The organism is Wolbachia endosymbiont (group A) of Apoderus coryli (assembly GCF_947251615.1).
Taxonomy (GTDB): Bacteria; Pseudomonadota; Alphaproteobacteria; order Rickettsiales; family Anaplasmataceae; genus Wolbachia.
Genome location: NZ_OX366367.1, coordinates 1,478,437 through 1,502,325, shown reverse-complemented (window position 1 = coordinate 1,502,325; position 23,889 = coordinate 1,478,437). Strand labels below are relative to the sequence as shown.

The window sequence follows — 23,889 nt, the reverse complement described above, 5'->3', positions numbered from 1 at the left end:
TATGCTAGATAAAGACCTAATATTGAATGATGATGCATATGAATTATCGCCGATTTCCAGGCACAAAACTCATGTTGTAGAAGTTGGAAAAGTAAAGATAGGTGGAAATAATCCTGTAGTTGTACAATCTATGGCGCTTGGCGTGCATATAGATTCTGATAATATAAAAAGTAGCGCAAAACATTATGCAAAAGAGATAACAGAACTAGCACGTGCAGGTTCAGAGTTAGTACGGATTGCTTTGAATTCAGAGGAGGTAGCAAGAGCAATACCTTATATAGTAGAAGAGATAAATAAAGAAGGTTTTGACGGTAAAATATTGGTAGGCTGTGGTCAGTATGAGCTAGATAAATTAGTTCAAGATTATCCAGACAACATCAAAATGCTGGGTAAAATTAGAATCAATCCAGGCAATATAGGCTTTGGCCACAAACGTGATGAGAAGTTTGAAAGGGTTATAGAGTATGCAATAATGCATACTCTTCCGGTTAGAATTGGAGTAAATTGGGGTAGTCTTGATAAATACCTTTTACAAAAACTGATGGATGAAAACTCTTCGCTTAGTAATTCAAGGCCTTCTGATGTTATACTGCGCAAAGCACTTGTAATGTCTGCTCTTGATAGTGCAAAAAAAGCTGAAGAAATTGGTCTAAGTTCAAACAAAATAATCATTTCATGTAAAGTTAGCAAAGTACAAGATTTAATTTTAGTTTATACGGCACTTGCAAAATCTTCCAATTATGCACTGCATTTGGGTTTAACTGAGGCTGGTATGGGCAATAAAGGTGTGGTAAATACCGCAGCAGGGCTTACTTATTTATTGCAAAATGGCATTGGAGATACCATACGGGCTTCTTTGACTCAACGTCCTGGTGAATCGCGTACTAATGAAGTGGTGGTGTGTCAGGAAATATTGCAGTCTATAGGCTTGCGACACTTTAACCCTCAGGTTAATTCATGTCCTGGTTGTGGGCGCACGAGTAGCGATCGTTTTCGTATATTAACTGAAGAGGTGAATGGCTATATAAAAACTCATATGCCGATGTGGAAGAAAAAAAATCCAGGTGTAGAGCATATGAGCATTGCTGTTATGGGATGCATAGTAAATGGTCCTGGAGAAAGCAAACACGCAAATTTGGGAATCAGCTTGCCTGGATATGGAGAAAAACCTGTTTCAGCAGTCTACAAAAACGGCAAATATTTCAAAACTTTACAAGGTGATAATGTCTCTGAAGAATTTAAGGCAATTATTGATAATTATGTGAAGGAGCATTACACGTAACCTTTCACGGTTAATTAATAGATAAATCGCAAATAAAAAAGAAAATTAAACCTTGTTTTTCTTTTTTCGCTATTAATATATTTATAACACAATTGAGTTTAAATAATTGATATGAAAAGCTTTTTACTTATTTTACTACTAGTTTTGTCTCCATTTTTAGCATCATCTATAAGCATTGAGGACATCGAAGAAAATTGCAATTACGAATATTACCCTAAATTAGATTCTTCTTCTGCTGATGAGTTATACGTTATAAAGCGAAATTATTATAGATATGGTGAGAAATTAAAAATATTAGCAGATGAGAGGATAAAGGAGATCACTTTAGGCACTAGTGATAAATAATTGTAACCAGACTGCATTCTGTGATTTTTAGCAAAACACGATCTTTCATTTGAGCTTTCTTCAATTTAAAGTAAATACAGAAACTAGCTATCTTCAAAAATATGATTGAATAATTATTAATAATAGTGTATAATTATTAATATTTTCAAGCATTTTTGCCATGGCTCTTTCAAAATTTCTCGATCCTCGCAATGATTTGTGTTTCAAAAAAATCTTTGGAACGGAAAAAAATAAGAATATCCTGATCCACTTTTTGAACGATATTTTAGGGTTTACTGAGATAAATGCAATACAAGAAGTTGAGTTTCTTAGCACTATTATGGATCCCGAAGTTGCCTCTGATAAACAAAGTATTGTTGATGTTCTCTGCAAGGATTCTCACGGAAATAGATATATAGCAGAAATGCAGCTCGCTAGAGACAAGGGCTTTGAGAAACGTGCCCAACTGTATGCTGCTAAGGCTTATTCAGGACAATTAGATAAATCTGGCAACTACATTGATTTAAAGAAAGTCTTCTTTATTGCTATATCAAATTGTAACTTACTTCCTGAAGAAGTTGGTTATATCTCTACTCATAATATACGTGATATAAAAACTAATGGACATTACTTAAAAGATTTTCAATTTATCTTTATAGAATTGCCCAAATTTTCAAAAAGTAAAGTAGAGCAGCTAGAAAGTATAGTAGAAAGGTGGTGTTTCTTTTTTAAATACGCAGAAGAAACAACAGAAGAGGACTTAAAAGAGATAGCAGAAAAAGCACCAATAATAAAGCTAGCATATGATGAGTTAGATAAGTTTCGTTGGAACGAAAAAGATTTAGTAGCTTACGAAGAAAGGATAATGGATCTACGCAAAGAAGAAGCTATTCTTGAATACAGACTTGATCTTGCTACTGAAAAAGGTAAAAAAATTGGTAAAGAGGAAGGGAAAATTGAAGTCGCAAAAGCAATGCTGGCTAATAATGTTGATGTCAACACTATTGTCAAGTTTACTGGCCTTTCTATTAGTGAGATTGAAGAATTAAGTGGAAATTTGTGAGCGGTTACAAATAATTTACCATTTCTTCTGGTTTCACTATCCTTTCAAACTCCTCCTCAGTGAGCAGTTGAAGTTTTGCTGCTGCTTCTTTTAGAGTGATATTTTCTTTATAAGCAAGCTTCGCTATTTTTGCTGCATTGTCGTACCCTATATGCGTATTTAATATAGTGACCAACATCAACGACTGATTCAGTAAATCTTTTATCCTCTCTTCATTTGCTTTAATACCAACTACACATTTTTCTGTAAAATTTAAACTTGCATCAGCTAAAAGTCTTATAGACTGCAAAACATTGTAAATTATCACTGGCTTAAACACGTTCAGTTCAAAATGACCACTTGAGCCACCAATTGTTACAGCAACATGATTTCCCATAACTTGAGTGCATACCATAGTCACCGCTTCACACTGAGTTGGATTCACTTTACCTGGCATAATTGAAGAACCAGGCTCATTTTCCGGTAACATTATTTCCCCAATTCCGCATCTTGGACCAGAACCAAGCAACCTTATATCATTTGCAATTTTCATTAAACTGACTGCTACTGTATTGAGTGTTCCACTGAGCTCAACTAAAGCATCATTTGCTGCTAGCGCTTCAAATTTATTGCCTGCTGAAGTAAATGGAAGGTTAGTAATTTCTGCAACTTGGCTTGAAAAATCTTCAGCAAAACCCTTTTTAGTATTGAGTCCCGTGCCAACTGCAGTGCCACCTTGTGCAAGCTCATATATATCACTTAAAGTTGATTTTACTCTCTCTATCCCCTTTTTAATCTGGGCTGCATAGCCAGAGAACTCCTGTCCCAGTGTTAGGGGCGTTGCATCTTGCAGATGAGTACGTCCTACTTTTATTATATCTTTAAATTCCTGAACCTTATTATCCAGCACCTTATGCAATTTTTCAAGATTTGGAATAAGCAAGCAGTTTATTTGCTCTGCTGCTGCTATATGCATTGCTGTTGGAAAGGTGTCATTTGACGACTGACCATAATTCACATGATCGTTTGGATGTATTGGAGATTTACTACCCAAATTACCACCTAAAATCTCTATTGCGCGATTGCTGATCACTTCATTCATATTCATATTAGTCTGCGTTCCGGATCCGGTTTGCCAAACAACAAGCGGAAATTCATTATTAAATTTGCCATCTATTACTTCCCTTGTGGCTGCGCAGATTGCGTCCCCTACCTTATTATCTATGCTACCCTGCTTCATGTTAACACGTGCTGCTGCAAGTTTTACTATTGCTAATGCTTTAATCAGAGGCTCTGGCATTTTTTCTGTGCCAATCTTAAAATTTTCTAAAGAACGCTGAGTCTGCGCTCCCCAGTAATGTTCACTTGGTACTTTTACTTCCCCTAAGCTGTCTGATTCTATTCTCGTTTTTCTATCCATATTTTCCTTCTTAGCATCATGCAAACTGGTTCACTATATAATTTTTTCATGCCTACTTTTTGGTTAATTAAATCATACTAGATCCAAGTAGTCAAGTGTACGAACATTGCAATTTTCAGGTAACTTGCATGGTAGATGTGCAACTGTACGAACATTGTCTAGCAGGAGGGTGTCATCCCAGCGCCCCTATGATGTCATCCCAGTGCTTGACACTGGGATCCAGGAATTTTATTAAGTTGGTAAGCATAAAAGTAGCCGTTTTATGTTAAAATACAACGTTTTGATGATTATGAAAAGGCTGGATCCCAGTGTCAAGCACTGGGATGACACCATCTGCCACGCAAATTGCCTGCAAATTGCAATGTTCGTACAGTTGTGTGGTAGATGCAAGTAGCTGACACTGGAATGACACCATTTGTTGTGTTTAACAAAAACAAATGTTCGTACAGTTGTGCGTCACGCGCTGACCATTTACTGTGCAAATCACCTTCAAAAACAATGTTCGTACAAATATATTCTAGTTATATGATAAAATAAATGAAATTCACATCTTAAAAGGATCATATACATCGATTTCCTTAAAATTACTCTTTTTCAATTTTTTACTTAATAATCTCAAAATAGGCTGTAAATCACCATTAATTGATAAGCACAGCACTTTTTTATTAAGATAATTAGTTAGGTGATTCTTCTTTTCCAGAATTTCTGCTTCCCTCAATAAGTCGCATTTGTTTAATACTACAATCTCTTCTTTTTCAACAAGATCACTATCGTAAAGCTCCAGCTCATTATGTGTACAATTATAAGCTGAAATAACATCATCGTGAGTTGCATCAATTAAATGAAGTAAAATTTGACACCTTTCTATGTGCTTTAAAAATTTATGTCCGAGCCCAACTCCAAGGTGAGCATCAGTAATTATTCCAGGAATATCTGCTATTACAACTTCGCTATCATCCACTTTTGCCACACCTAAGTGGGGTCTTACGGTGGTAAATGGATAATCGCCTACTTTTGTATCGGAATTTGAGCAGCGAGTCAAAAATTTTGATTTACCTGCGTTTGGCATGCCAATAATTCCAACATCTGATAAAACTTTTAGTTTTAACAATACATGTTTTTCTTTGCCAGGCTGACCGTAAGTAAAATGTCTTGGTGCCTTATTAGTAGAAGATTTAAAATTAGTATTTCCAAGTCCACCTTTTCCACCCTGTGCTATTAAAAATTCCATATCAGGCTTGTCAAGATCGACTATTATCTCTTCACTTTCTTCATCAATTATTTGTGCACCGACTGGAACTCGAAGTATAACGTCTTTCCCTGCTGTGCCAGATCTATCCCTGCCTGCACCATTTTTCCCACTATCTGCTTTAATGTGTCTTCTATAACGAAAATGAAGCAAAGTGTTGAGATTAGCGTCGCTGATGAAAACTATGTTTCCACCCTTTCCTCCATTACCACCATTTGGACCACCAAATTCAACGAACTTTTCTCGACGAAAACTTGCACAGCCGTCACCACCGTCACCGGCTTTTAAACACAATTTTACTTCGTCTATAAAACCCATGCTAACCCACGATAATATTTAGCATCCTTTCCTAATGCGCTTTCTATTCTCATTAGCTCGTTATACTTCGCGAGTCTATCAGAACGCGATAGCGACCCGGTTTTTATCTGCCCGCAATTTGATGCAACTGCTATATGAGATATTGTTGTGTCTTCTGTTTCACCTGAGCGATGAGAAATAACAGCTTTATAGCCATTTGATTTTGCCATTTCAATAGCAGCAAAAGTTTCTGTTAACGTTCCTATTTGATTTGGCTTGATCAGTACAGCATTTGCCATTTTTTCCTCTATTCCTTTACATATCAGTTCACAATTTGTAACAAACAAATCATCCCCTACTAATTGAACTTTACTCCCCAATTTTGCAGTAAGTAATTTCCAACCTTCGTAATCGTCTTCACTCATTGCATCTTCTATAGAAATTATTGGATATTTTTCCACAAGGTCACAATAGTATTCAGCCAATTTCTCTGAAGTAAGATCTCTGTTTTCAAATTTGTAAATTCCATCTTCATAAAAAGTAGATGAAGCAACATCAAGGCCTAGTGCAAAGTGATTTTGCGCTGAATAACCTGCTGATTCTATAGCGTATATGATCAAATCAAGTGCTTCTTCAGTACTTTCAATATTTGGTGCAAAACCACCTTCATCTCCTACGTTTGTGCTATAACCTTTTTTCTTAAGAATGCTACGTAAGTTGTGGAACACCTCCGCAGATATTCTGATTGCTTCACTGAAAGTCTCAGCACCGACTGGAAGAATCATGAATTCTTGGAAATTGAGCTTATTGTCTGCATGTACTCCACCATTAATTATGTTAATGAATGGAACCGGCATAACACTCATCTGCTCTCCTCCCAAATATCTATACAACGGTATTTTGAAACTGTTTGCTGCTGCTTTTGCAACCGCAAGAGACACACCCAAAGTTGCATTTGCTCCAAGTTTAGATTTATTTTTTGTTCCATCTAGTTCAATTAATGCTTTATCAATTGCATTTTGGTCCGCTGCATTCATTCCAATGATTTCATCTGCTATTATCCCATTTACAGCTTGAACAGCTTTCAGCACTCCTTTACCACAATACCTTTTCTCATCTTGGTCTCTGAGTTCCAAGGCTTCTAATTTACCGGTTGAAGCTCCAGAAGGTACAGATGCTCTGCCTATTGCTCCATCACAGAGCTCAATCTCTACCTCAACAGTGGGGTAACCCCTGCTATCTAAAATTTCTCTTGCAAATACGTTGTTGATTATCTTATTCATCATATTAACCCTTTACTAGATTCACAATTGTGTGCACGGAACGTTCTGTCTCGGAAGATGTTATCCCAGCGCTGTAACATTTCAGTGTATGAACATTGCAATATACAGGTAATTTGAGTAGCGGATGGTGTCATTCCAGTGCTTGACACTGGAATCCAGCTTTTACTATACAGCCACCTGGTGTGCTCATTTACGATTAAGTTTTCTGGATCCCAGTGTCTGGGCACTGGGATGACATCATTCTTAGTGGAAGTTACCCCCATATCGCAACGTTCGTACAGTTGTGTGCTTCGACACTGGGATCCAGCCTTATTACACAATTTTATCATATAAATCCTCCCGGTCCGGATTCTTTTTCTCAATTAAATTCATTTTCCATATATATAATTGACTAGATTCCAGTGTCAGCTACTTTCATGACACCAGTACTTGCGTTTATTCTATAGCTTAACTAGACGTTTGTATAGTTTCTGCTATGAGCTTTGCAGCTTCCTTTGCCAATTTAGCTATATTACTACCAGCACCAATAAATAATACTATATCACCTGGACTTGTCGAATCACTAATAAAATGTGAAATGAGTAGAGAATCATTCATGATTTTTACGCTATCAAACCCATTACTGATTAAAGCTTCTTGTATATCATTAATCCCACAACCAGGAATAGGCTTGTCTTCTGGGGGATGAACAGGGGTGAGGATGACATAATCAAATATCATGAAAATTCGTATGAATTCATCAAAAAAATTACGAATGCGAGCAAAACGAAGTGGTTCGATAATTCCTATTATCTTTCCTTTGGTAATCGAACGTGCTGCTGTTAAAGTTGCTTGTATTTCGTTTGGATGATGAGCATAATCCTCAATTAGCTTAACACCCTTAATATCGGCAATTAAAGAAAATCTTCTTGCTACTCCTTTGAATTCAAAAAGGCCTTTTTTAATGTCTGCATCGCTAATTCCGAGCTTTATCGCAACTGATATTGCAGCTAAGGCGTTGCTGACCTTATGCATCCCTATTGCGTTTGCTAGTATTACATTTTTTATGTTTCTGGATCCCAGTGTCAGGCACTGGGATGACAGAAGGTGATGGGATGACACCTGTTCTTCTGTCATTCCAGTACTTGATACTGGAATCCAGTTGTTCAATACATCAAATTCTATGCTGTTAGCATGCTGCTTAATATTAACAGCTTTAATATTGGCACCCTCAAATCCAAACATCATAGAGTTACTTGCATCATAATTAATGCCTACAGAATCAGGCAAAACTGCAAAATCTGCTTTGCTTATAAACTGAGAAAACGCATTTTTAATATCGTCAAATGTACCATAATGATCCATATGATCGTCGTTAATACTCGTTATGACAGCAATATTTGCAGGAATTTTTAGCATAGTTCCATCTGATTCATCAGCTTCGATTAAAAAAATGCCACTACCTCCAAGTCTTGAATTACTCTGGTATGAATTTAGTATTCCTCCCACAATTACAGTTGCATCGATATTAGAATGATCAAAAATGGAAGCAATCATTGCCGTTGTCGTTGTCTTACCACTTGAACCTGAAACCGCTATCACATATTTATCTCTTAAAAGTTCAGCAAGTATGTCTGATCTATGCAAAATGGTTTTATTGTTATTTTTTGCCGCAATTAACTCCACATTATCAGATTCTATCGCAGAAGAATGTACAACTATTTGAGCTTGGCTTATATTATCAGCATTGTGACCAATGTAAACTTCTATACCCAGCTTTTGTAACCTATCTACATTGTCGTTTGACTGCGCATCACTGCCTTGAACTTTGTAATTGGAATTATGGAGAATTTCAGCAATGGCACTCATTCCGATTCCACCTATACCAATAATATGTATTATTCCTTTTTGAGTTTTGTTAATATTTAGCAGTAGATGTTTACTCATTACTAAATTTATTATAGTATAATTTAAAATCCTCATAGTATCGAACCCTCTTACCGAATACAATGATAAAAAACCTAACCTTTCTATGTCTAACATTTGTTTTGATAAGTAGCTGCAGTTTTAGCAACAGGTTTAATTGCACTGCAGGTCATTATAAAATTGGCAGCAGCTACACAATAAATGGTATAACTTATCACCCAAAAAACTGTAAACATCACGAAGAAATAGGAATAGCATCGTGGTATGGAATAGAAGATCATGGCACGCTTACAGCAAATGGTGAAGTGTTTAACCGCCACTTGATCTCTGCAGCGCATAAGACTTTGCCTTTACCCTGCTTTGTTCTTGTCACTAATTTAGAAAATGGAAGAAAGCTTGTTACAAGGGTTAACGATAGAGGACCATTTATTGAAGGCAGAATAATAGACTTATCAGAAAAAGCAGCTCAAGTCTTAGGATTTCATAAAGTAGGGCTTGCAAAGGTAAAAGTCCAATACCTAAGAAAGATGTCAGAACAATTGATACAAAATACTCCTCATTACAGAAAGCAATATGAAAAAGAAATGCAGAAACGTCACCCAAAACAAGACAGTGCAGAAAGTAAGGGATATGTCGCATTTTTTAAAAGTGCTCAGGCTGCTAAATCAGCTGCATCGAAGCTTCGTAATCAAGGAATGAAAAATGTTAGATTGCTTTTTAAGAACAATCAATATTGTGTGAAAGTGAGTTATAGGTAGTGGTGAGTGCAGAATTTGAAAGATTTGGTTAATGTAAGAAACGCTGGCTAACTATTGTAAGTTAAAAATGTGATATAAAAAAGATATCAACAATTTATAGCTATACCGCCGCGGCGCTAACTAGTAGCAAGATGACGAGGTTATCGTCATGCCGCCGCAAACCGTCATACCGTGATTCATTCCACAACTGTACGAACATTACAATTTGAGCCTACCAGAAGGATGTCATCCCAGTGCCCAGACACTGGGATCCAGGAATTTTGATTGGGCACTAAGTTGATAAGCATAAAAGTGGCTGATCTTATGTTAAAACACAACGTTCTTGATGAGATTACGGCAAGGCTGGATTCCAGTGTCAAGCACTGGAATGACACCATTTGCTGTGCAGTTTACCTTCAAAAATGAATGTTCGTACAGATATGGATTCATTCGCGGTATCTCATCCGCTAACACGTAGCAACTGTTCTCCCTTGTCATACCGTCACGGTATCTCTAGATCCCGCTAACACGTAGCGGGATGACGGTTTTTCAAATTGTCGTAAGTCAGTTTAGCTATAGCATTATAGAGACAAAGATCAAAATTTACTTATTTACGTCTCCAATTTCATCATGTATAATGGAGACAAAGATTTATATTTTGTATTTTATGTCTCCATCATTTATTGGTAGGCAAAAAGCAACTACTGGAACTTACAGAAAAAAATACTGCTTCTTTTGTAGTAGTCAAAGGAAGACGTCGTATAGGAAAAAGTCGTTTAATTCAAGAGTTTGGTAAGTATTTCGAACAACATTACTCATTTGCAGGTTTGCCACCAGAAAAGCATACTACAACATCCCACCAACTTAATGAATTTTCTAGACAAGTTGCTAGACAATTTTTTTGCTAGATATGATGACTGGAGTATGGGCAGTTGGTGAACGTCTACTATCAGGGAAAATATTATTGCTATTTGATGAAATTTCTTGGATGGGCTCAAAAGATCCAACTTTTTTAGGAAAAATAAAGAATTTTTGGGATACACAGCTATAACAAGCTAGTTTTTGTTGTTTGTTTCATCCTGAAAACATACTTAGTAGTACTGGTTTTGTAGGAAGAATATCGTTGACTTTAACACTCGGGACTTTCTGATTGCAACAGATTTTGGCCAAAAAATATTTCAGCATACGAAAAGTTTAAGGTGCTTGCAGTAACCGGCAAAATATTTAGAAGAGGTAAATTTTAAACATGGTGCTGAAGAAAATATTAAAAAGCTTTGTTTTACAAAAGGTGGGTTTTTAGTTGAGGAGTTTGACCAAATATTTTCAGATCTATTCATGCGAAAAACAGCTTTTTATAAGCAAATAGTGAGAGCTCTTTCTACTGGGGCTAAAGAACAGGAGGAAATTTGTACTGCTTTAAACATTGCAAGACACGGACGCATTTCTGAGTATCTACATGAGCTGGAGCTTGCTGGTTTTATTGCAAGGGATCACACTTGGAATATAAAAACTGGTACTGATTCACGACTCAGAAGGTACAGACTTCAAGATAATTATTTAAGGTTTTATCTAAAATATATTGAAAAAAATCTAGGAAAAATTAATCGTGACACCTACTCTATAGGGTTATTCACGTCCCTGCCAGAGTGGATTGGACTTCAGTTTGAAAATTTGGTGCTGAACAATAGAAAGAGCATACATAATATCTTAGGAATTGATGAGCGAGAATCCATTTTTTCAGAGGAAGACAGGTGCTGGTTGTCAAATTGATTACATGATTCAAACAAGGTTTAACACCCTCTACATTTGCGAAATCAAATTTTCAAAAAATAAAATCGGTCATTCAATAATACAAGAAGTACAAAAGAAAATAGATACACTAAAGCGTCCAAAAGGCTTTTCATGCCGTCCAGTTCTTATTCACGTTAATGGTGTGAGTGATGACGTTATAGATAGTGATTACTTTTCAAACATAATTGATTTTGGAGAATTATTGAATTGTAAGTAATTCTTGCTCTACTTTTTCAACTTTGTGTCATTTAACATTGGAACAAGATTCCAGATGACATCTTTCTTGAACTCTTACTATAACAATGTTCGTACAGATATGTGCCACGCGCTGGAATGACATGGTGAGGCGTCATCCTGCTGCTCCTTTCTTGTCATGCCGCCGCGAACCGTCATACCGTCACGGTATCTCTTAGCCGCTAACACGTAGCGGAATGACGAATTACTTGACTTTTACAGGGATGACGGTTGTTGTTTAGCCATAAATATTTAAGAAATTTACCAAATGAAAAAAAAGGCAAAAGAAGCCCTGGGGTTATTATCCGCTTTAAAATATTGGCGTTTTTTATGTTTTAAACGCTTGATAAGCGAGATTCAGCCGCTTTTAATTGCAACTAACTTACGCTGCAAATGTTTAAGAAATTTACTAAGCAGAAAAAAAGACAAAGAATCCCCGAGTTAGCTAGTCTTTTACTATCTCTGTCGAGTATTGGCATTTTTTGATGTCTTGTAACGCTTTATAAGCGCGTTCAGCTTATTTAGATAAAAATCTAGATGTAGATGAAGTTTTGTAAAGACATACAGTATCTATATACTGCAAAAAATTGAACATAAGACGCCGATACATTAAGTAATCCTTACCTTTTAATCTGCAGATTGGCGAAAGCAAATACAATAGCTTCAGTTTCATGATAAGGGGGCTGGCGAGGCTTGTCAAGTAGTTTCTACCTGAAACCACAATATTCGCACAGTTGGAAAATGGTTGCGGGAGTAGGATTTGAACCTACGACCTTCAGGTTATGAGCCTGACGAGCTACCGAGCTGCTCCATCCCGCGTCGTTGCTTATTTAGTTATTATATATACAATAATAGAAAATAAAAGAATAAAATTACATTATGGTGTATATTTTGTGTATTTATTAACTTTTCTTGACATAATAGTTAGTTATATACGTCATAACCTACACAATGAAAAATATAACTTGATACTATGGTTTCCTGTGTGTCAGTGTGTAGGGATTTTAACCTATTTTTCCCTAAGTTTTGAACCAAGCTGCACTTTTACCATATCTATTTTTCTTTTGCTTTTACCCACACTAATTCTGATTGCAATATTGTATAAAAGGTACGCGATATTATGTATCGCTTTAATTGCAGTGCTCATAGGGTTTACAGCTAGTAAATTAAGAACAGCTTTAGTTGATACTCAAATTCTTGATAAAGAGAGATATGTAAAAGATATCGTTGCCACAGTGAAGGATATTAATGACAGGGGCTCATATAAACAATTTCTGCTCCATGTTGTAAAGCCCTCTGTCATCCCAGTGTCAGCTACTTGCATGACATCTTTGATTGATGATATATATCCAATTTATCACTCAACTGGACGTTCATGTAGTTATGCGTCACGCGCTGGCCACATTGCTCTAGATAACATCAGAATATCAGTTAGAACCAAAGTGGAAAAAGGCATTAAAATAGGCGATCAAGTAAAATTATCAGCAAAACTCTTCCCTCTAAAGATTGCGCCCTCGGAGTATGCATATGATTTTGCAAGAATAGCATATTACCAGGAAATAAGTGCAACAGGTTTTGCAACAAGCAAAATAGCCCTGCACAAAAAGGCTGAAGCAAGGAAATTTCTAGAGTATATAGAATCTTTCCGTCAATATATTTATGAAAACCTGCAGCAAAATATCAAAAAACCACATGCGGATATAATCTCTGCATTACTAATTGGTAAAAAAGATGGCATAGATCAAAAAACTATGGATGCAATACGAGATTCAGGTATAGCACATTTGTTTGCCATATCTGGTTTGCATTTATCATTCGTTGCTGGTCTGTTTTTTGTAGTGTTTCGTAATTTATTCGCAATATCTGAAACTTTGACTCTTAAGTATAACACCAAGAAAATATCTGCATTCCTTACTATCTTGCCAACCACGTTTTATTTGTTGATTACCGGTATGCAAATTTCTGCTCAGCGTGCCTACATCATGGTGATTTTAGTACTTGTTGCAATAATGATAGAGAGAAAATATCGAGGGTTAATAGCAATTGCGTTTGCTGCTTCAGTGATACTCTCAGTAGAACCAGAAGCAATTTTAAAGCCAGGCTTTCAGATGTCATTTTCTGCGGTTTTGGCACTGGTTGCCAGTTATCAAATTAATGCTAATAAATTGTTCAAAATAAAAATAATGAAATATTTTGTATCGATAATGATCAGCTCAGTAATAGCAAGTTTAGCAACTGTTCCGTACACGATATACAATTTTAATTATTTTTCAATTAGTGGCATTATCACAAATTTAGTTGCTATACCAATAGTTACATTAATTATTATTCCACTTGGAATAATTTATGTTTTGTTGATTCCTTTAGGTATTGAATGGATTATAGCGCCATTTATAGAGCGCCCAATTGACAGTATTTTGTATATAACAAACGCTATCGCTAGTCTTCAGTATTTGGTTATTCCCATTCGCACTTTTCCTGCCTCATCAATTATTATAATAACATTTGGGTTATTATGGCTGTGCTTGTGGGAAAGAAATTGGCGCTTCTTCGGAATTTTCTTTATTGTACTAGGTATTTGCTTTAGCACCGCATATAAAACTCCTGATATTTTAGTGAGTAGCGACAATATTGCTGTAAAGGAGAATGATAACTTACTATATTCTCTGACTAAAAAGAATAGAAATTTTGTTATCAAAACGTGGGCAAAGCAAAACGGACAGAATCAGATTTTGAATCATAAAAAGTACAGCAACTCAGATAAAAGGCTAAAATGTAACGATTATGGCTGCATATATAATAAAGGAAATAATAAGTCAGTGTTGCTAGCTTATAAAAAAGAAGATATTCTAGAAAATTGTGATAAAGTTGACTTAATAATTCAATTAAGTGAATTCGACTATTCAGTTTGTAATACTAAAACTATCAAATATGCCGATTTAGAAACACATGCAATTTGGTTAACAAATCGTTACATAAAGATTAATAAAGTGCGCTCCAATAGGCCTTGGCACATGTTGAAAAATTAAGAAACTTGATTTTAAGGTTTGGTTAATGTATACCTAAATAAATTTAAACTAGAAAAATGTTATGGTTACAGACACTAAAGATCCTTTCAAAGACTATTTTGATTTTTTAGGATTTAGAAAACTTTCTGACCAGCCCAGTAGAATTTTGAGCTCTATAAGAAAGTATTCTGGTACTATATCGATAGCAAGTACCATTGCTACTCTTATAGCATTTACTGCCTTTTCTATTCAGCCTGTTATAGTGGCCCTACCCAGATGGTATGAATTAGGTATTGCTTGGTTGGAAGCAAGAGAAGATAATCACTTCTCAGAGTGGATAGGGTCAATCCAAAATATTTAAGGTTAACCATGCAAGTATCGATGATGAGAAAACAAGGGAACTGGGATCAAGCAAAACAACTGCGTCAATTAGTGCAGGGTATGCCATCTAAGGATTCTTGCGATCCAAATTATCGACGGTGTGCTGCAGTAACAAACAAAGTAATGTTTGTGAGAAGCTTTATTGAAGATGAAGGAAGGTCCTTCGAAATCGGTTTTCAGGAGCAGCCACCTTAAGTGGCTCTATTTAAGAGATAGGGTCATAAGCGTTAAGGAAAAATCAGCATATAAGCTGGAAGGTGTGGATCAGAAAGACGAACGTGAGTGAACCACTGATGAACGTGTCGAAAAGGGAAGTGAACATCGAAAGGGGGAGTGAGTCGTTCTCCTCTTAAAAGCGTACAGGGAACCTGACTACTGTGTAGGCGGTGTTCGGCATAAAGGTGGCGTGAGTCTGATCTGGGCTTTGATAAGGAACTGCAGGAACCAGTCGATTTGATGCAAAGCGAGATAAGCAAGAGGCTAATCCTCAAGTTTTAGAGTAGCGATACAAATCACTGGGGCGGATTAACTCGTAGTAGTGAAGAAGTGGTTGTAATGACCATGGAGCGAAGGGGTTAAGCTAGTCGACTTTAGTAAATCATTCAACTTGTAGGAGGATGAAAGTGATTGAACGAACAAAGCCTTTTGACATACCAAAATCTCTAGTGTTTTTGGCTTATAAAAGAGTTAAAGAAAACAGAGGAGGAGCAGGTATTGATGATCTAACAATTGAAAAGTTTGATCAAGACTTAAGCAAGAACCTTTACAAGCTATGGAATAGGCTATCATCTGGTAGTTATTTTCCACCCGCAGTGAAGGCTTGTGATATAACTAAGACAGATGGAGGGACAAGGACACTTGGAATACCAACTGTCTCCGATCGTATAGCACAGGAAGTTGTAAGAAGTGTTTTAGAACCAGAGCTTGAGAAGGTATTTGATGAAGATTCATATGGTTATAGGCCAAATAAATCGGCATTAGATGCCATAGGACAAACCAGGAAGCGATGCTTCGACCAAAATTGGTTAATAGAGTTTGATATCAAGGGAATGTTTGATAACATAGACCACAATCTACTGATGAAAGCAGTCAGAAAACACACTGCAAACAAATGGGTTCTCTTATACATACAAAGATGGCTAGATGCAGATATACAGCTTGAAGATGGAACAAAGATAAAGCGTCTCAGCGGAGTACCGCAGGGAGGTGTAGTGAGTCCTATCTTAAGCAACCTATTTATGCACTATAGTTTTGATGTATGGATGAGGAGAGAATATCCAAGTATAAAGTGGGCAAGATATGCTGATGATGGTGTTATACATTGTGTAAGCAAGAACCAAGCACAACTAATTTTGAGTCAACTTGAACAGAGACTGAAGATTTGTAAATTGGAAATAAAACATACAAAGACCAAAATTATCTATTGTCAAGATGGAAAGCGGAAGGAGAATCATGAGAATGTATCATTCACATTCCTTGGGTACGAATTTCGAAAAAGACTTGTACGAAATAGAAAAGATGGTAGTTTATTTGTAAGTTTTACTCCGACTGTAAGTAAAGAAAGTTTGAAAAAGATGAGAAAAGAAATTAGAGGCTGGAAATTTGCTAGAAGAACAAACTTGGAAATAGAAGATATATCACGAATATGTAATCCAATTCTAAGGGGTTGGTTTAACTATTACGGGAAGTATCACATAACTGCGCTAGAGGACATAATAAGAATGTTTAATAGGAAACTCAGGAAGTGGTTTCAGACAAAGTATAAGAAGCTGAGTGGGCATAAAACCAAAGCAGCTAAGTTACTAGAAAGAATCGCAAAGAGTAGACCAAATCTTTTTGTACACTGGAAATTAAGTATAGGACTAGGGCAATGATTAGTGGGAGCTTTATGAGATGCGAGTGTGCGCCGTGGTACGCATTAAGAAATACTTAGCGGAGCTAAGCGGGGTTCAGAATAAATGGCCTCGAGGTGAACAACTAACTTTAACCCGAAAGGGAAGGAGGACAAGAGCATGTATGTAAAGCGAGAGTTATCTGAAGATGTGTAAGATAACGGCTTGCAACACCTGATCAATATGGTTAAAGCTAAACTGCTTGAATTCTAATCTTCAGGGGTGGGACTTCACATCCATGGGTATCGCATTTAAAACCCCATGTCTACGGTAAGCACAGATTAAACTTTCGTTTGTGTGACATTCTGGCTGTAGAACGATAAGTAGTGAACTTATTTAAGAGGATGAATGGAAAACCTAAGTTGATCTAGAACAGTTCTTAGTGACGGAACATGGGATGACCTAAGGAACGCGAGTTCTATGGTTACGGAGTCATCGTAGTAGTCGTGAAAGTAACGAATCACCGGGGAGTGTGGGAAAGCCACATACAGGGCAAAGGGTGACAGATAATTGAATGTTGAAATTGGGAGGTACGCAAGATGCGGAAAGCTGAAACAATACTTAACATTATACGTGAACGTGGACAAAGAAATTTGCCGGTTAAAAACGTATATCGCCTACTTTATCAGAGTGATCTTTACCTTCGAGCGTATGGCAAACTTTGTCGTAATAAAGGTGCTATGACAGAAGGTGTGACAACTGAAACAGTTGATGGTATGTCTTTGGAGAAAATCGATAAAATCATAGAGGATTTACGCTATGAGCGATATCGGTGGACACCAGTAAAACGTATCTATATTTTAAAGAAGAGTGGTAAACGCAGGCCGTTAGGGTTGCCAACATGGTCAAATAAGTTACTTCAAGAAGTAATCCGATTAATATTGGAAGCCTACTATGAGCCTAAATTTAGTGAATGTTCACATGGATTTCGACCAAAGCGTGGATGCCACACTGCATTAAGAGCAGTAATGCAAAAAGGCAGAGGTACAAAATGGTTTATAGAGGGAGATCTCAGTGCATGTTATGACTCAATTGATCATACTATGTTGTTGAAAATACTGAGTGAAAGCTTCCAAGATAACCGTTTTATTCAGCTAATCAATCGACTGCTAAAAGCAGGATATATGGAAAATTGGAAGTACAATAAGAGTCATAGTGGGGTACCACAAGGTTCTATTATTGGTCCAATTCTGAGTAACATATTACTCGATCGGTTAGATAAACATGTGGAGCATATACTAATACCAGCAAATAACCGAGGTAAGCGAAGAAGGACAAATCCAAAATATTTAAGGTTAACCATGCAAGTATCGATGATGAGAAAACAAGGGAACTGGGATCAAGCAAAACAACTGCGTCAATTAGTGCAGGGTATGCCATCTAAGGATTCTTGCGATCTAAATTATCGACGTCTTTGGTATGTTAGGTATGCTGATGATTTTCTGGTAGGGTTTGCAGGACCAAAGAATGAAGCTGAACAAATTAAGAATGAGATTGCTGGGTTTCTCAATGAGGAGCTCAAACTTATGCTTAATGAAGATAAAACGTTTATTACACATGCGTGTGATAGCAAAGCCAATTTTTTGGGTTATGAAATACATGTTTTGCATGCAGATGACAAACATGATCATCGGACACAACGATGTATTAACGGTAGTATTGGGTTACGTGTACCACATCATATAAAGCAGAAAAAGTGTTCTGAATATATGCGTTGTGGTAAACCGATACATTTACCTCAACGTACAATTGATACAGCTTACAGTATTGTTGCTCAGTATCAAACTGAATATCGAGGAATTGTACAATACTATAAAATGGCCTACAACCTTCACACACTAAGTTATCTGAAATATGTGATGGAAGTATCATTAGTAAAGACTTTAGCATCTAAATACAAAACAACTTGCAGGAAAATTTATAGAAAATTTGGTGCGACGATTGAAAACGATGAAGGTGAAAAACGAAAAGTCATCCAAATCAGAGTAGATCGTTTACCATCAAAGATACCATTAATTACACACTTTGGTGCTGTGTCGCTAAAATGGAATAAATGGGTAAGCATAAGTGATAACCTTATACCAATATGGAATAAGCGTAGTGAAATAGAGCAAAGACTATTGGCACAAACTTGTGAATTATGTAAATCACAAGAGCAGATTGAAGTACATCACGTACGTAAACTTGCTGATTTGCTAGGTAAACGTAATACTGAACTACCGGAATGGAAAAAGAGAATGATTGAACGACAGAGGAAAACTCTTGTTGTTTGTCATGAATGCCATAAGAAAATCCAATATGGAAAATATGATGGTGACTCCTTAAAACGTTAGATTATTGGAGAGCCACGTGATACGGAAACGATCATGCGTGGTTCGGAGAGGGGTTGTTGGAAAAGTACTTAACAAGTAACTCGCTGGCTGCCCACTCTACCTCACGTAGGGTTCTGCGAGGGGCCAGGAAGGAAGTTTTCCTGGTCTACTCTCCTCTTTGGTATGTTAGAACCTGTTTAAAATCTCAAAGAGATGAGCTAAAGTAGGAACAGGTAAATAATGAGGTATATAAATGAGTCAAAGGTATCCAAGCGACATAAGTCATGAGCAATTTGAAAAAATCAAACCAATTTTAGAAAGTAGGAAAAAGAAAACGAGACCAAGATTAATTGATATATACAAAGTATTTTGTGGAGTGTTATACGTGCTAAAAAGTGGTTGTCAGTGGAGAATGTTGCCAAAAGAGTTTCCAAGGTGGGAAAACATATATTACTATTTTCAAATGTGGAGTAAAAAGAAAGGAAAGGAGCCAAGCTTGTTGGTTAAAAAAAATTGGTTGTGACAAAACAGTGGTCGGAAAGAGAAAACCAGTTTCTGCATAATTGATGCTCAAAGCGTCAAAAACGCAGATACTGCTGAAAGAAAGGGCTATGATGCAGGTAAAAAGATTTCAGGGTCATATCGCAGTTGATACACAACACATGCAATTCATATAACAACGGCAGAAGCAACTGATCGTAGCAACCCCAGTTGCGGATTAGAAAGCAGTGAAAAAGCCAGGAAAATAGGGTAACCTCCGTAAATTATTCACAAAATAGAGAGGTTACCCATGAATAAAAATATAACAGAATTATTTTGCCTGATCGACGATTTTTGCAATTCAGTTGACAAAAATTTTGCAGAAAAACTTCTACCAAGTGGTAAAAAGCCAACCAGGACGCCAGAGATTACGCATTCAGAGATTTTTACCATAATATTGCTATATCAAGTGCGACAATTTTAAAATTTTCTATGTGCATTATTTGAAATTATTATACGAAACAGCGTTTCCAAAATTGCCACCCTATAGTAGGTTTATTAGGCTAAAATCGCGGGTTTTATGGTATTTAGCGCTCTTAATGCAATGGTTTTGCGAACAGTCAAAAGTGACAGGGATTTCGTACATAGATGCAACATCTATCGCTGTTTGCCATCCAAAAAGGACCTCGAGAAACAAAGTTTTCAAAGGGTTGGCAAAGATTGGAAAGACTACCTATGGGTGGTTTTTTGGTACATCTAGTAATCAACGAAACTGGCAAAATTCAAGGGGTTACGGTGACAAAAGGCAACGTTGATACCTGTGCCAAATTTAACTCAGAAATTGACTGGATTATTGTTTGGAGATAAAGGATATATCAAAAAAGATCTTTTTCACGAATTATTCGATAGAGGGTTAAAGCTTGTAACCAGTATAAAAAAGGGTATGAAAAACTCATTAATGGCGCTAAATGAGAAGATTTTGTTAAGAAAAAGATCGATTATTGAGACAGTTTTTGGCTCTCTGAAAAACAAATTTGAGATTGAGCATACTCGCCACAGATCACCGATAAATTTTTTGGTACACATTTTTTCTACGCTTGTTTCATATTCCATGCAGCCGAAAAAGCCCTGCATTTCTAAGCTTTACTTCGTTGGCTAATCCGCAACTGGGGTTTTCAACAGTTTTAATTATATGACTGTCTAATATCTTTCTTTCAGAAATGGCATCGTTTTGGAAAAATCTATAAGCTGCTTTACTTTGATGCCAATCTTCACAAGCTTGATTTATTGAATGTTCAGGCGATTCAGCAAAACTATTAACTATTTTTAAAAGCCTTTTACTTAATCTTTTATCACCAAAATTAACAATTCCAAATTCACTTTCTGCCCATTCACCAGTTGAGGTGCTTAAATTTCTTTTTACCATATATTTCCATTTTTAGACCATAGATCTATTTATAGTAAAAAGTTGAATTAGTAAAATAGCAGCTTTTTCACCATTTATAGATTTATGGGTAATAGTAAGGTTCTGAAGTCGAGGGGAGAAGGCATAAGTGTTGAAAGTACCAAAAATGGCGTTATATAAGGTGATTGACGGCATCCTCCTGATATTAGGATAATTGAGCGTATAAAAGAATCATTAAGGTCTAACGTAAACTGTAATAGCGCTATTTTAAATCCGCGTAAGTTGTTTCTGATTTTATAAACGAGAAATAACAAAGCTGTAATAATGATCATATAAATATACACTTTGTATCCGTTCAGCCAATGGCGTCAACTTAAGGAAAAATATAAGCGATAGTGTGTAAAATTTCTCTCTAAATTTTTTATCATAAAATTATCCAAAGAGTGAAAAAAAACGCTGTTGTTTCTATAAAAAAGTTTAAAATGTGTCCTTTCTATAAGGAGACATGCAGAAAGGAAAAAATCTTATTTTACAAATTAAAAATACAATATACTCAAAAACTTTTCAGAAGATCCATAGGAGGGTTTGCTAATGAAGACTCTTAAGTTGACGCCATTGTCCGTTCAGCAGAGTGGTTTAAGAAACGGTAGATAGGAGATTGTGGAAAGGCCCTTTGTTTCCATGTTAAGTATAACGAAATTATCCGTTCAAGTTCCCCGCTTCGATTGGGTAAAATATGAATTTTTGCGATAAACGACATAATGCCGAATTTGCCGTTCAGCGTGGTTATTTGTCAGTGGAATGTTTTCTGGGTCATCTAAAAATTTCCACATCATTCTTTCAGATTTCATAATATTTTTCGCAACTCGAGAAGCTCCAATTGCTTCAGGTAAGTGGCTTCAAGTAATACCGTGTACGTTTTCGCAATTTTCTGGCACGTCTGGCAAATCTAAAAACATCTATCTCATTTTTTAGTAAAGCTTTTTTTAGTGCAAACAACTCAGCAGCAACATCTCTCAAATAACAGCCGAGAATTTTGACCTCAATGTTCCAACTATGTTTCAAAATCCCTTGATAAGTGTGCCCAACAAATTTGCCTTTTTTCATCAGCAAAGTAGTTATATGCCGCATACCTGTCAGTTACTACCAAACTATTGCGATTGCAGCATACACTATTTTTTAAAACTTTCATTCCCCTTGAACTTTACAAAACTTGCCGTATTGCTTGCAAACATCCAGCACCAACCAAGCTTACCCTTATTGTAATGGCTGGTTTCGTCGATATGAAGAACTTTGCTTGTACTTACTTCTTGTTCGATCTGCTCATACATTTTTTTGCATTTTGAAGCAACTCTATGTTCACTATTTGATATGCTACCGACGCTTATGTTCAAATTGAAGATATCATTTACGACACTCGCTATTTCGCGTTTTGAATTTTTGTAAAACCCGCTGAACGCTGCAATTATTGACTTAACTCTTGGTCCAAATGTATCTGACGTAACACCTTCTGGTAACTTACTGCTTCTTCTTTTCCCGCATCTCCGGCAACGGCCATTGATATTCTACTACATAAGGCTTGATTTCCGGAAGATCAACTTTTTGATGAATGTACGGTTCCTTGCATATTGCAATCTCTCCTCCGCATTCACAAGTAGATGACAACTCTACTTTTATCACCTCATCTGCATCCATTTTGGCGCGAAAACTTCCTTTATGACCAACCTGACCGCCAATATTCCTTTCTCTTTTCGGCTTATTCTTTTTTATTTTATACAACTCTTTGGAACTTGGTATTGATGAATTTTTTGAGCTTAAACCGAGTCTTTCTCTTAACTCAGCGTTTTCTATCTTCAATGCCTTACTTTCTGCTTTTAAACTTTCATTCTCTTTTTCCAATCTTTCTATTTTTTGCTGTAAATTTTTGCAAAGTTCTAAAACATGTTACCTCACTTTCGCTCTATGATTGTCTTTTTAGACTACCTTGTCTACCTTATTTTGCCACTCCGCTGAACGGATACTACACTTTTATCCCATTCATGATATGACTTAAAAAGTGCTTATATCCAAGGTTTTGCTTTATAAACTTAAAAAATACCTCTATGTCCCACCTGCGCCTATATAGTTCTGTTACTTCATAAGCTGGCATTTCAAACAAGTTGGTTAAAAACCGTATTTCATTTCCAGTCTTGTTTCGTATTTTTATTAAACGTAGGTCATTGCCACTTTACTTTTTGCTTGATAGAGATTGACTGTTATATCCTCCAAAATTTCTTGGTTGTTGTTTTTGAGCAATTTCATTCTTTTCCATAATGTCATACCTTCTTTTTAAGTGAATTCTTGTAATAAATTTATATTCCTTTTTATCAAACTCAATGAAAGTTCCGGTTTTTGCAATTCCCCTATCAAATATCCTCTTTTTCAACTTTAGCTTCATTAATTGCTCTTACCAATGCTATATCTTCGCTACCTTCTTCTTGCCCTTTACAAAATCTTATGCTTGTCGGCTTTAATCCAACACTGACTTTCACTTATTACTCTTACCACCTACTTTTAACCCATCTTTTATAAGGTAACCTGATAAATTTATGATTGTTGAATCAAATCTATGTAAGTTATTAGATGTTTCTTTAGGTAATAATTTTTCAACTTTATTTATTAAATCGATATATATCCCTTTAAAATAATCAGAACTTTTAACCTTTTCGACAAACCGCTGTATGTTTTCATCATCATTTTTATCTATTACACATCTGTTTATTACCACTTCTAGCGCTCTTAGGCTTGTTTTCTGCCCCATTAATATTAGCTTCATTAGACCCTTAAATATAATTTTGCCCAATAGTT

At 36.2% G+C, this 23,889-nt stretch carries 25 protein-coding genes, 1 tRNA gene and 7 pseudogenes; 21 read left to right on the top strand and 12 right to left on the bottom strand.

What is annotated here, in order from left to right; translation table 11 throughout:
* The first annotated feature begins 1 nt into the window (after position 1).
* The 3 genes from ispG (at position 2) to OPR43_RS07895 (ending at position 2,669) form a co-directional block, all read left to right on the top strand.
* On the top strand, positions 2–1,282 hold the full coding sequence (gene ispG, locus OPR43_RS07905) for a flavodoxin-dependent (E)-4-hydroxy-3-methylbut-2-enyl-diphosphate synthase (RefSeq protein ID WP_265034798.1): 1,281 nt from the start codon (positions 2–4) through the stop codon (positions 1,280–1,282).
* A 111-nt stretch (positions 1,283–1,393) separates the two neighbouring features.
* Entirely contained in the window at positions 1,394–1,627 is a 234-nt protein-coding gene (locus OPR43_RS07900) for a hypothetical protein (protein ID WP_265034796.1), read from the top strand.
* Positions 1,628–1,787: 160 nt separating this feature from the next.
* Positions 1,788–2,669, top strand: coding sequence for an Rpn family recombination-promoting nuclease/putative transposase (locus OPR43_RS07895; RefSeq protein ID WP_265034794.1), 882 nt, complete (start codon positions 1,788–1,790; stop codon positions 2,667–2,669).
* Positions 2,670–2,673: 4 nt separating this feature from the next.
* Here the strand turns inward: OPR43_RS07895 and fumC are convergent, their stop codons facing one another.
* Complete coding sequence (gene fumC / locus OPR43_RS07890; RefSeq protein WP_265034793.1) at positions 2,674–4,068, bottom strand: class II fumarate hydratase; 1,395 nt, start codon at positions 4,066–4,068, stop codon at positions 2,674–2,676.
* Between the two features lie 106 nt (positions 4,069–4,174).
* On the opposite strand from fumC, the gene OPR43_RS07885 reads away from it, so the two are divergent.
* The 3 genes and pseudogenes from OPR43_RS07885 to OPR43_RS07880 all read left to right on the top strand — a co-directional run bounded on the left by OPR43_RS07885 (position 4,175) and on the right by OPR43_RS07880 (position 4,605).
* Positions 4,175–4,303 carry a hypothetical protein gene (locus OPR43_RS07885; protein WP_265034791.1) on the top strand — a complete coding sequence of 43 codons (129 nt, stop codon included), beginning with the start codon at positions 4,175–4,177 and terminating at the stop codon, positions 4,301–4,303.
* A 58-nt stretch (positions 4,304–4,361) separates the two neighbouring features.
* Positions 4,362–4,442 (top strand): annotated as a pseudogene (locus tag OPR43_RS08580) (WPE palindromic element domain-containing protein); the annotation flags it as partial.
* Positions 4,443–4,452: 10 nt separating this feature from the next.
* The gene (locus tag OPR43_RS07880; protein ID WP_265034789.1) at positions 4,453–4,605 is read left to right on the top strand and encodes a hypothetical protein; all 153 of its coding nucleotides are present in this window, start codon (positions 4,453–4,455) and stop codon (positions 4,603–4,605) included.
* 7 nt (positions 4,606–4,612) lie between these two features.
* Here OPR43_RS07880 and cgtA read toward each other — a convergent pair whose 3' ends face one another.
* The 4 genes and pseudogenes from cgtA to murC all read right to left on the bottom strand — a co-directional run bounded on the left by cgtA (position 4,613) and on the right by murC (position 8,859).
* Positions 4,613–5,635, bottom strand: a complete 1,023-nt coding sequence (gene cgtA, locus OPR43_RS07875; protein ID WP_265034787.1) for an Obg family GTPase CgtA — start codon at positions 5,633–5,635, stop codon at positions 4,613–4,615.
* Positions 5,623–6,900, bottom strand: coding sequence for a phosphopyruvate hydratase (gene eno, locus OPR43_RS07870; RefSeq protein WP_265034785.1), 1,278 nt, complete (start codon positions 6,898–6,900; stop codon positions 5,623–5,625). The genes cgtA and eno overlap by 13 nt, the downstream gene beginning before the upstream one ends.
* 77 nt (positions 6,901–6,977) lie before the next feature.
* Positions 6,978–7,127: pseudogene (locus tag OPR43_RS08345) on the bottom strand (WPE palindromic element domain-containing protein); the annotation flags it as partial.
* Positions 7,128–7,344: 217 nt separating this feature from the next.
* Positions 7,345–8,859, bottom strand: coding sequence for a UDP-N-acetylmuramate--L-alanine ligase (murC, locus tag OPR43_RS07860; protein WP_265034782.1), 1,515 nt, complete (start codon positions 8,857–8,859; stop codon positions 7,345–7,347).
* A 26-nt stretch (positions 8,860–8,885) separates the two neighbouring features.
* Here murC and OPR43_RS07855 point away from each other — a divergent pair, with 26 nt between their 5' ends.
* The 6 genes from OPR43_RS07855 to OPR43_RS07830 all read left to right on the top strand — a co-directional run bounded on the left by OPR43_RS07855 (position 8,886) and on the right by OPR43_RS07830 (position 11,547).
* On the top strand, positions 8,886–9,560 hold the full coding sequence (locus OPR43_RS07855; RefSeq protein WP_320157466.1) for a septal ring lytic transglycosylase RlpA family protein: 675 nt from the start codon (positions 8,886–8,888) through the stop codon (positions 9,558–9,560).
* Between the two features lie 325 nt (positions 9,561–9,885).
* Complete coding sequence (locus tag OPR43_RS07850) at positions 9,886–10,017, top strand: hypothetical protein (RefSeq protein WP_265034779.1); 132 nt, start codon at positions 9,886–9,888, stop codon at positions 10,015–10,017.
* 60 nt (positions 10,018–10,077) lie between these two features.
* Positions 10,078–10,335, top strand: a complete 258-nt coding sequence (locus OPR43_RS07845; protein WP_265034777.1) for a hypothetical protein — start codon at positions 10,078–10,080, stop codon at positions 10,333–10,335.
* 105 nt (positions 10,336–10,440) lie between these two features.
* Positions 10,441–10,590, top strand: coding sequence for a hypothetical protein (locus OPR43_RS07840; protein ID WP_265025939.1), 150 nt, complete (start codon positions 10,441–10,443; stop codon positions 10,588–10,590).
* A 284-nt stretch (positions 10,591–10,874) separates the two neighbouring features.
* Positions 10,875–11,309: an ATP-binding protein gene (locus OPR43_RS07835; RefSeq protein WP_265034775.1), complete on the top strand. Its 435-nt coding sequence runs from the start codon at positions 10,875–10,877 to the stop codon at positions 11,307–11,309.
* 4 nt (positions 11,310–11,313) lie between these two features.
* A complete protein-coding gene (locus OPR43_RS07830) occupies positions 11,314–11,547 on the top strand; it encodes a hypothetical protein (RefSeq protein WP_265025941.1) in 234 nt (77 codons plus the stop codon).
* Positions 11,548–12,306: 759 nt separating this feature from the next.
* Here OPR43_RS07830 and OPR43_RS07825 read toward each other — a convergent pair.
* Positions 12,307–12,383: transfer RNA gene (locus tag OPR43_RS07825), tRNA-Met, on the bottom strand.
* Positions 12,384–12,481: 98 nt separating this feature from the next.
* Here OPR43_RS07825 and OPR43_RS07820 point away from each other — a divergent pair.
* From OPR43_RS07820 to OPR43_RS07785, 9 genes and pseudogenes are all read left to right on the top strand, one after another.
* On the top strand, positions 12,482–14,593 hold the full coding sequence (locus OPR43_RS07820; RefSeq protein WP_265035714.1) for a ComEC/Rec2 family competence protein: 2,112 nt from the start codon (positions 12,482–12,484) through the stop codon (positions 14,591–14,593).
* A gap of 61 nt (positions 14,594–14,654) precedes the next feature.
* Positions 14,655–14,933, top strand: coding sequence for a hypothetical protein (locus OPR43_RS07815; RefSeq protein WP_265025942.1), 279 nt, complete (start codon positions 14,655–14,657; stop codon positions 14,931–14,933).
* An 8-nt stretch (positions 14,934–14,941) separates the two neighbouring features.
* A complete protein-coding gene (locus tag OPR43_RS07810) occupies positions 14,942–15,148 on the top strand; it encodes a hypothetical protein (protein WP_265034774.1) in 207 nt (68 codons plus the stop codon).
* Complete coding sequence (locus OPR43_RS07805) at positions 15,102–15,239, top strand: hypothetical protein (protein WP_265034535.1); 138 nt, start codon at positions 15,102–15,104, stop codon at positions 15,237–15,239. The genes OPR43_RS07810 and OPR43_RS07805 overlap by 47 nt, the downstream gene beginning before the upstream one ends.
* 331 nt (positions 15,240–15,570) lie before the next feature.
* Positions 15,571–16,827, top strand: coding sequence for a group II intron reverse transcriptase/maturase (gene ltrA, locus OPR43_RS07800; protein WP_265034304.1), 1,257 nt, complete (start codon positions 15,571–15,573; stop codon positions 16,825–16,827).
* 557 nt (positions 16,828–17,384) lie between these two features.
* Positions 17,385–19,178, top strand: a complete 1,794-nt coding sequence (locus OPR43_RS07795) for a reverse transcriptase/maturase family protein (protein WP_265034303.1) — start codon at positions 17,385–17,387, stop codon at positions 19,176–19,178.
* A 232-nt stretch (positions 19,179–19,410) separates the two neighbouring features.
* Positions 19,411–19,597, top strand: a pseudogene (locus OPR43_RS08340) (transposase); the annotation flags it as partial.
* A 104-nt stretch (positions 19,598–19,701) separates the two neighbouring features.
* Positions 19,702–19,857: pseudogene (locus tag OPR43_RS08335) on the top strand (transposase); the annotation flags it as partial.
* Between the two features lie 90 nt (positions 19,858–19,947).
* Positions 19,948–20,796, top strand: a pseudogene (locus OPR43_RS07785) (IS982 family transposase).
* 15 nt (positions 20,797–20,811) lie between these two features.
* Here the strand turns inward: OPR43_RS07785 and OPR43_RS07780 are convergent.
* From OPR43_RS07780 to OPR43_RS07760, 6 genes and pseudogenes are all read right to left on the bottom strand, one after another.
* Positions 20,812–21,063, bottom strand: a pseudogene (locus OPR43_RS07780) (IS4/Tn5 family transposase DNA-binding protein); the annotation flags it as partial.
* A gap of 615 nt (positions 21,064–21,678) precedes the next feature.
* Positions 21,679–22,950: pseudogene (gene tnpC, locus OPR43_RS07775) on the bottom strand (IS66 family transposase).
* Positions 22,951–23,062: 112 nt separating this feature from the next.
* Positions 23,063–23,191 (bottom strand): transposase, encoded by a 129-nt coding sequence (locus OPR43_RS08330; RefSeq protein ID WP_406832681.1) that lies wholly within the window; start codon positions 23,189–23,191, stop codon positions 23,063–23,065.
* 78 nt (positions 23,192–23,269) lie between these two features.
* Positions 23,270–23,479, bottom strand: coding sequence for a hypothetical protein (locus tag OPR43_RS07770; RefSeq protein ID WP_265034772.1), 210 nt, complete (start codon positions 23,477–23,479; stop codon positions 23,270–23,272).
* On the bottom strand, positions 23,448–23,573 hold the full coding sequence (locus OPR43_RS07765; RefSeq protein WP_265026112.1) for a hypothetical protein: 126 nt from the start codon (positions 23,571–23,573) through the stop codon (positions 23,448–23,450). Before OPR43_RS07765 ends, OPR43_RS07770 begins: the two co-directional genes overlap by 32 nt.
* Positions 23,570–23,857: a hypothetical protein gene (locus OPR43_RS07760; RefSeq protein WP_265034769.1), complete on the bottom strand. Its 288-nt coding sequence runs from the start codon at positions 23,855–23,857 to the stop codon at positions 23,570–23,572. The genes OPR43_RS07765 and OPR43_RS07760 overlap by 4 nt, the downstream gene beginning before the upstream one ends.
* Positions 23,858–23,889 lie beyond the last annotated feature (32 nt).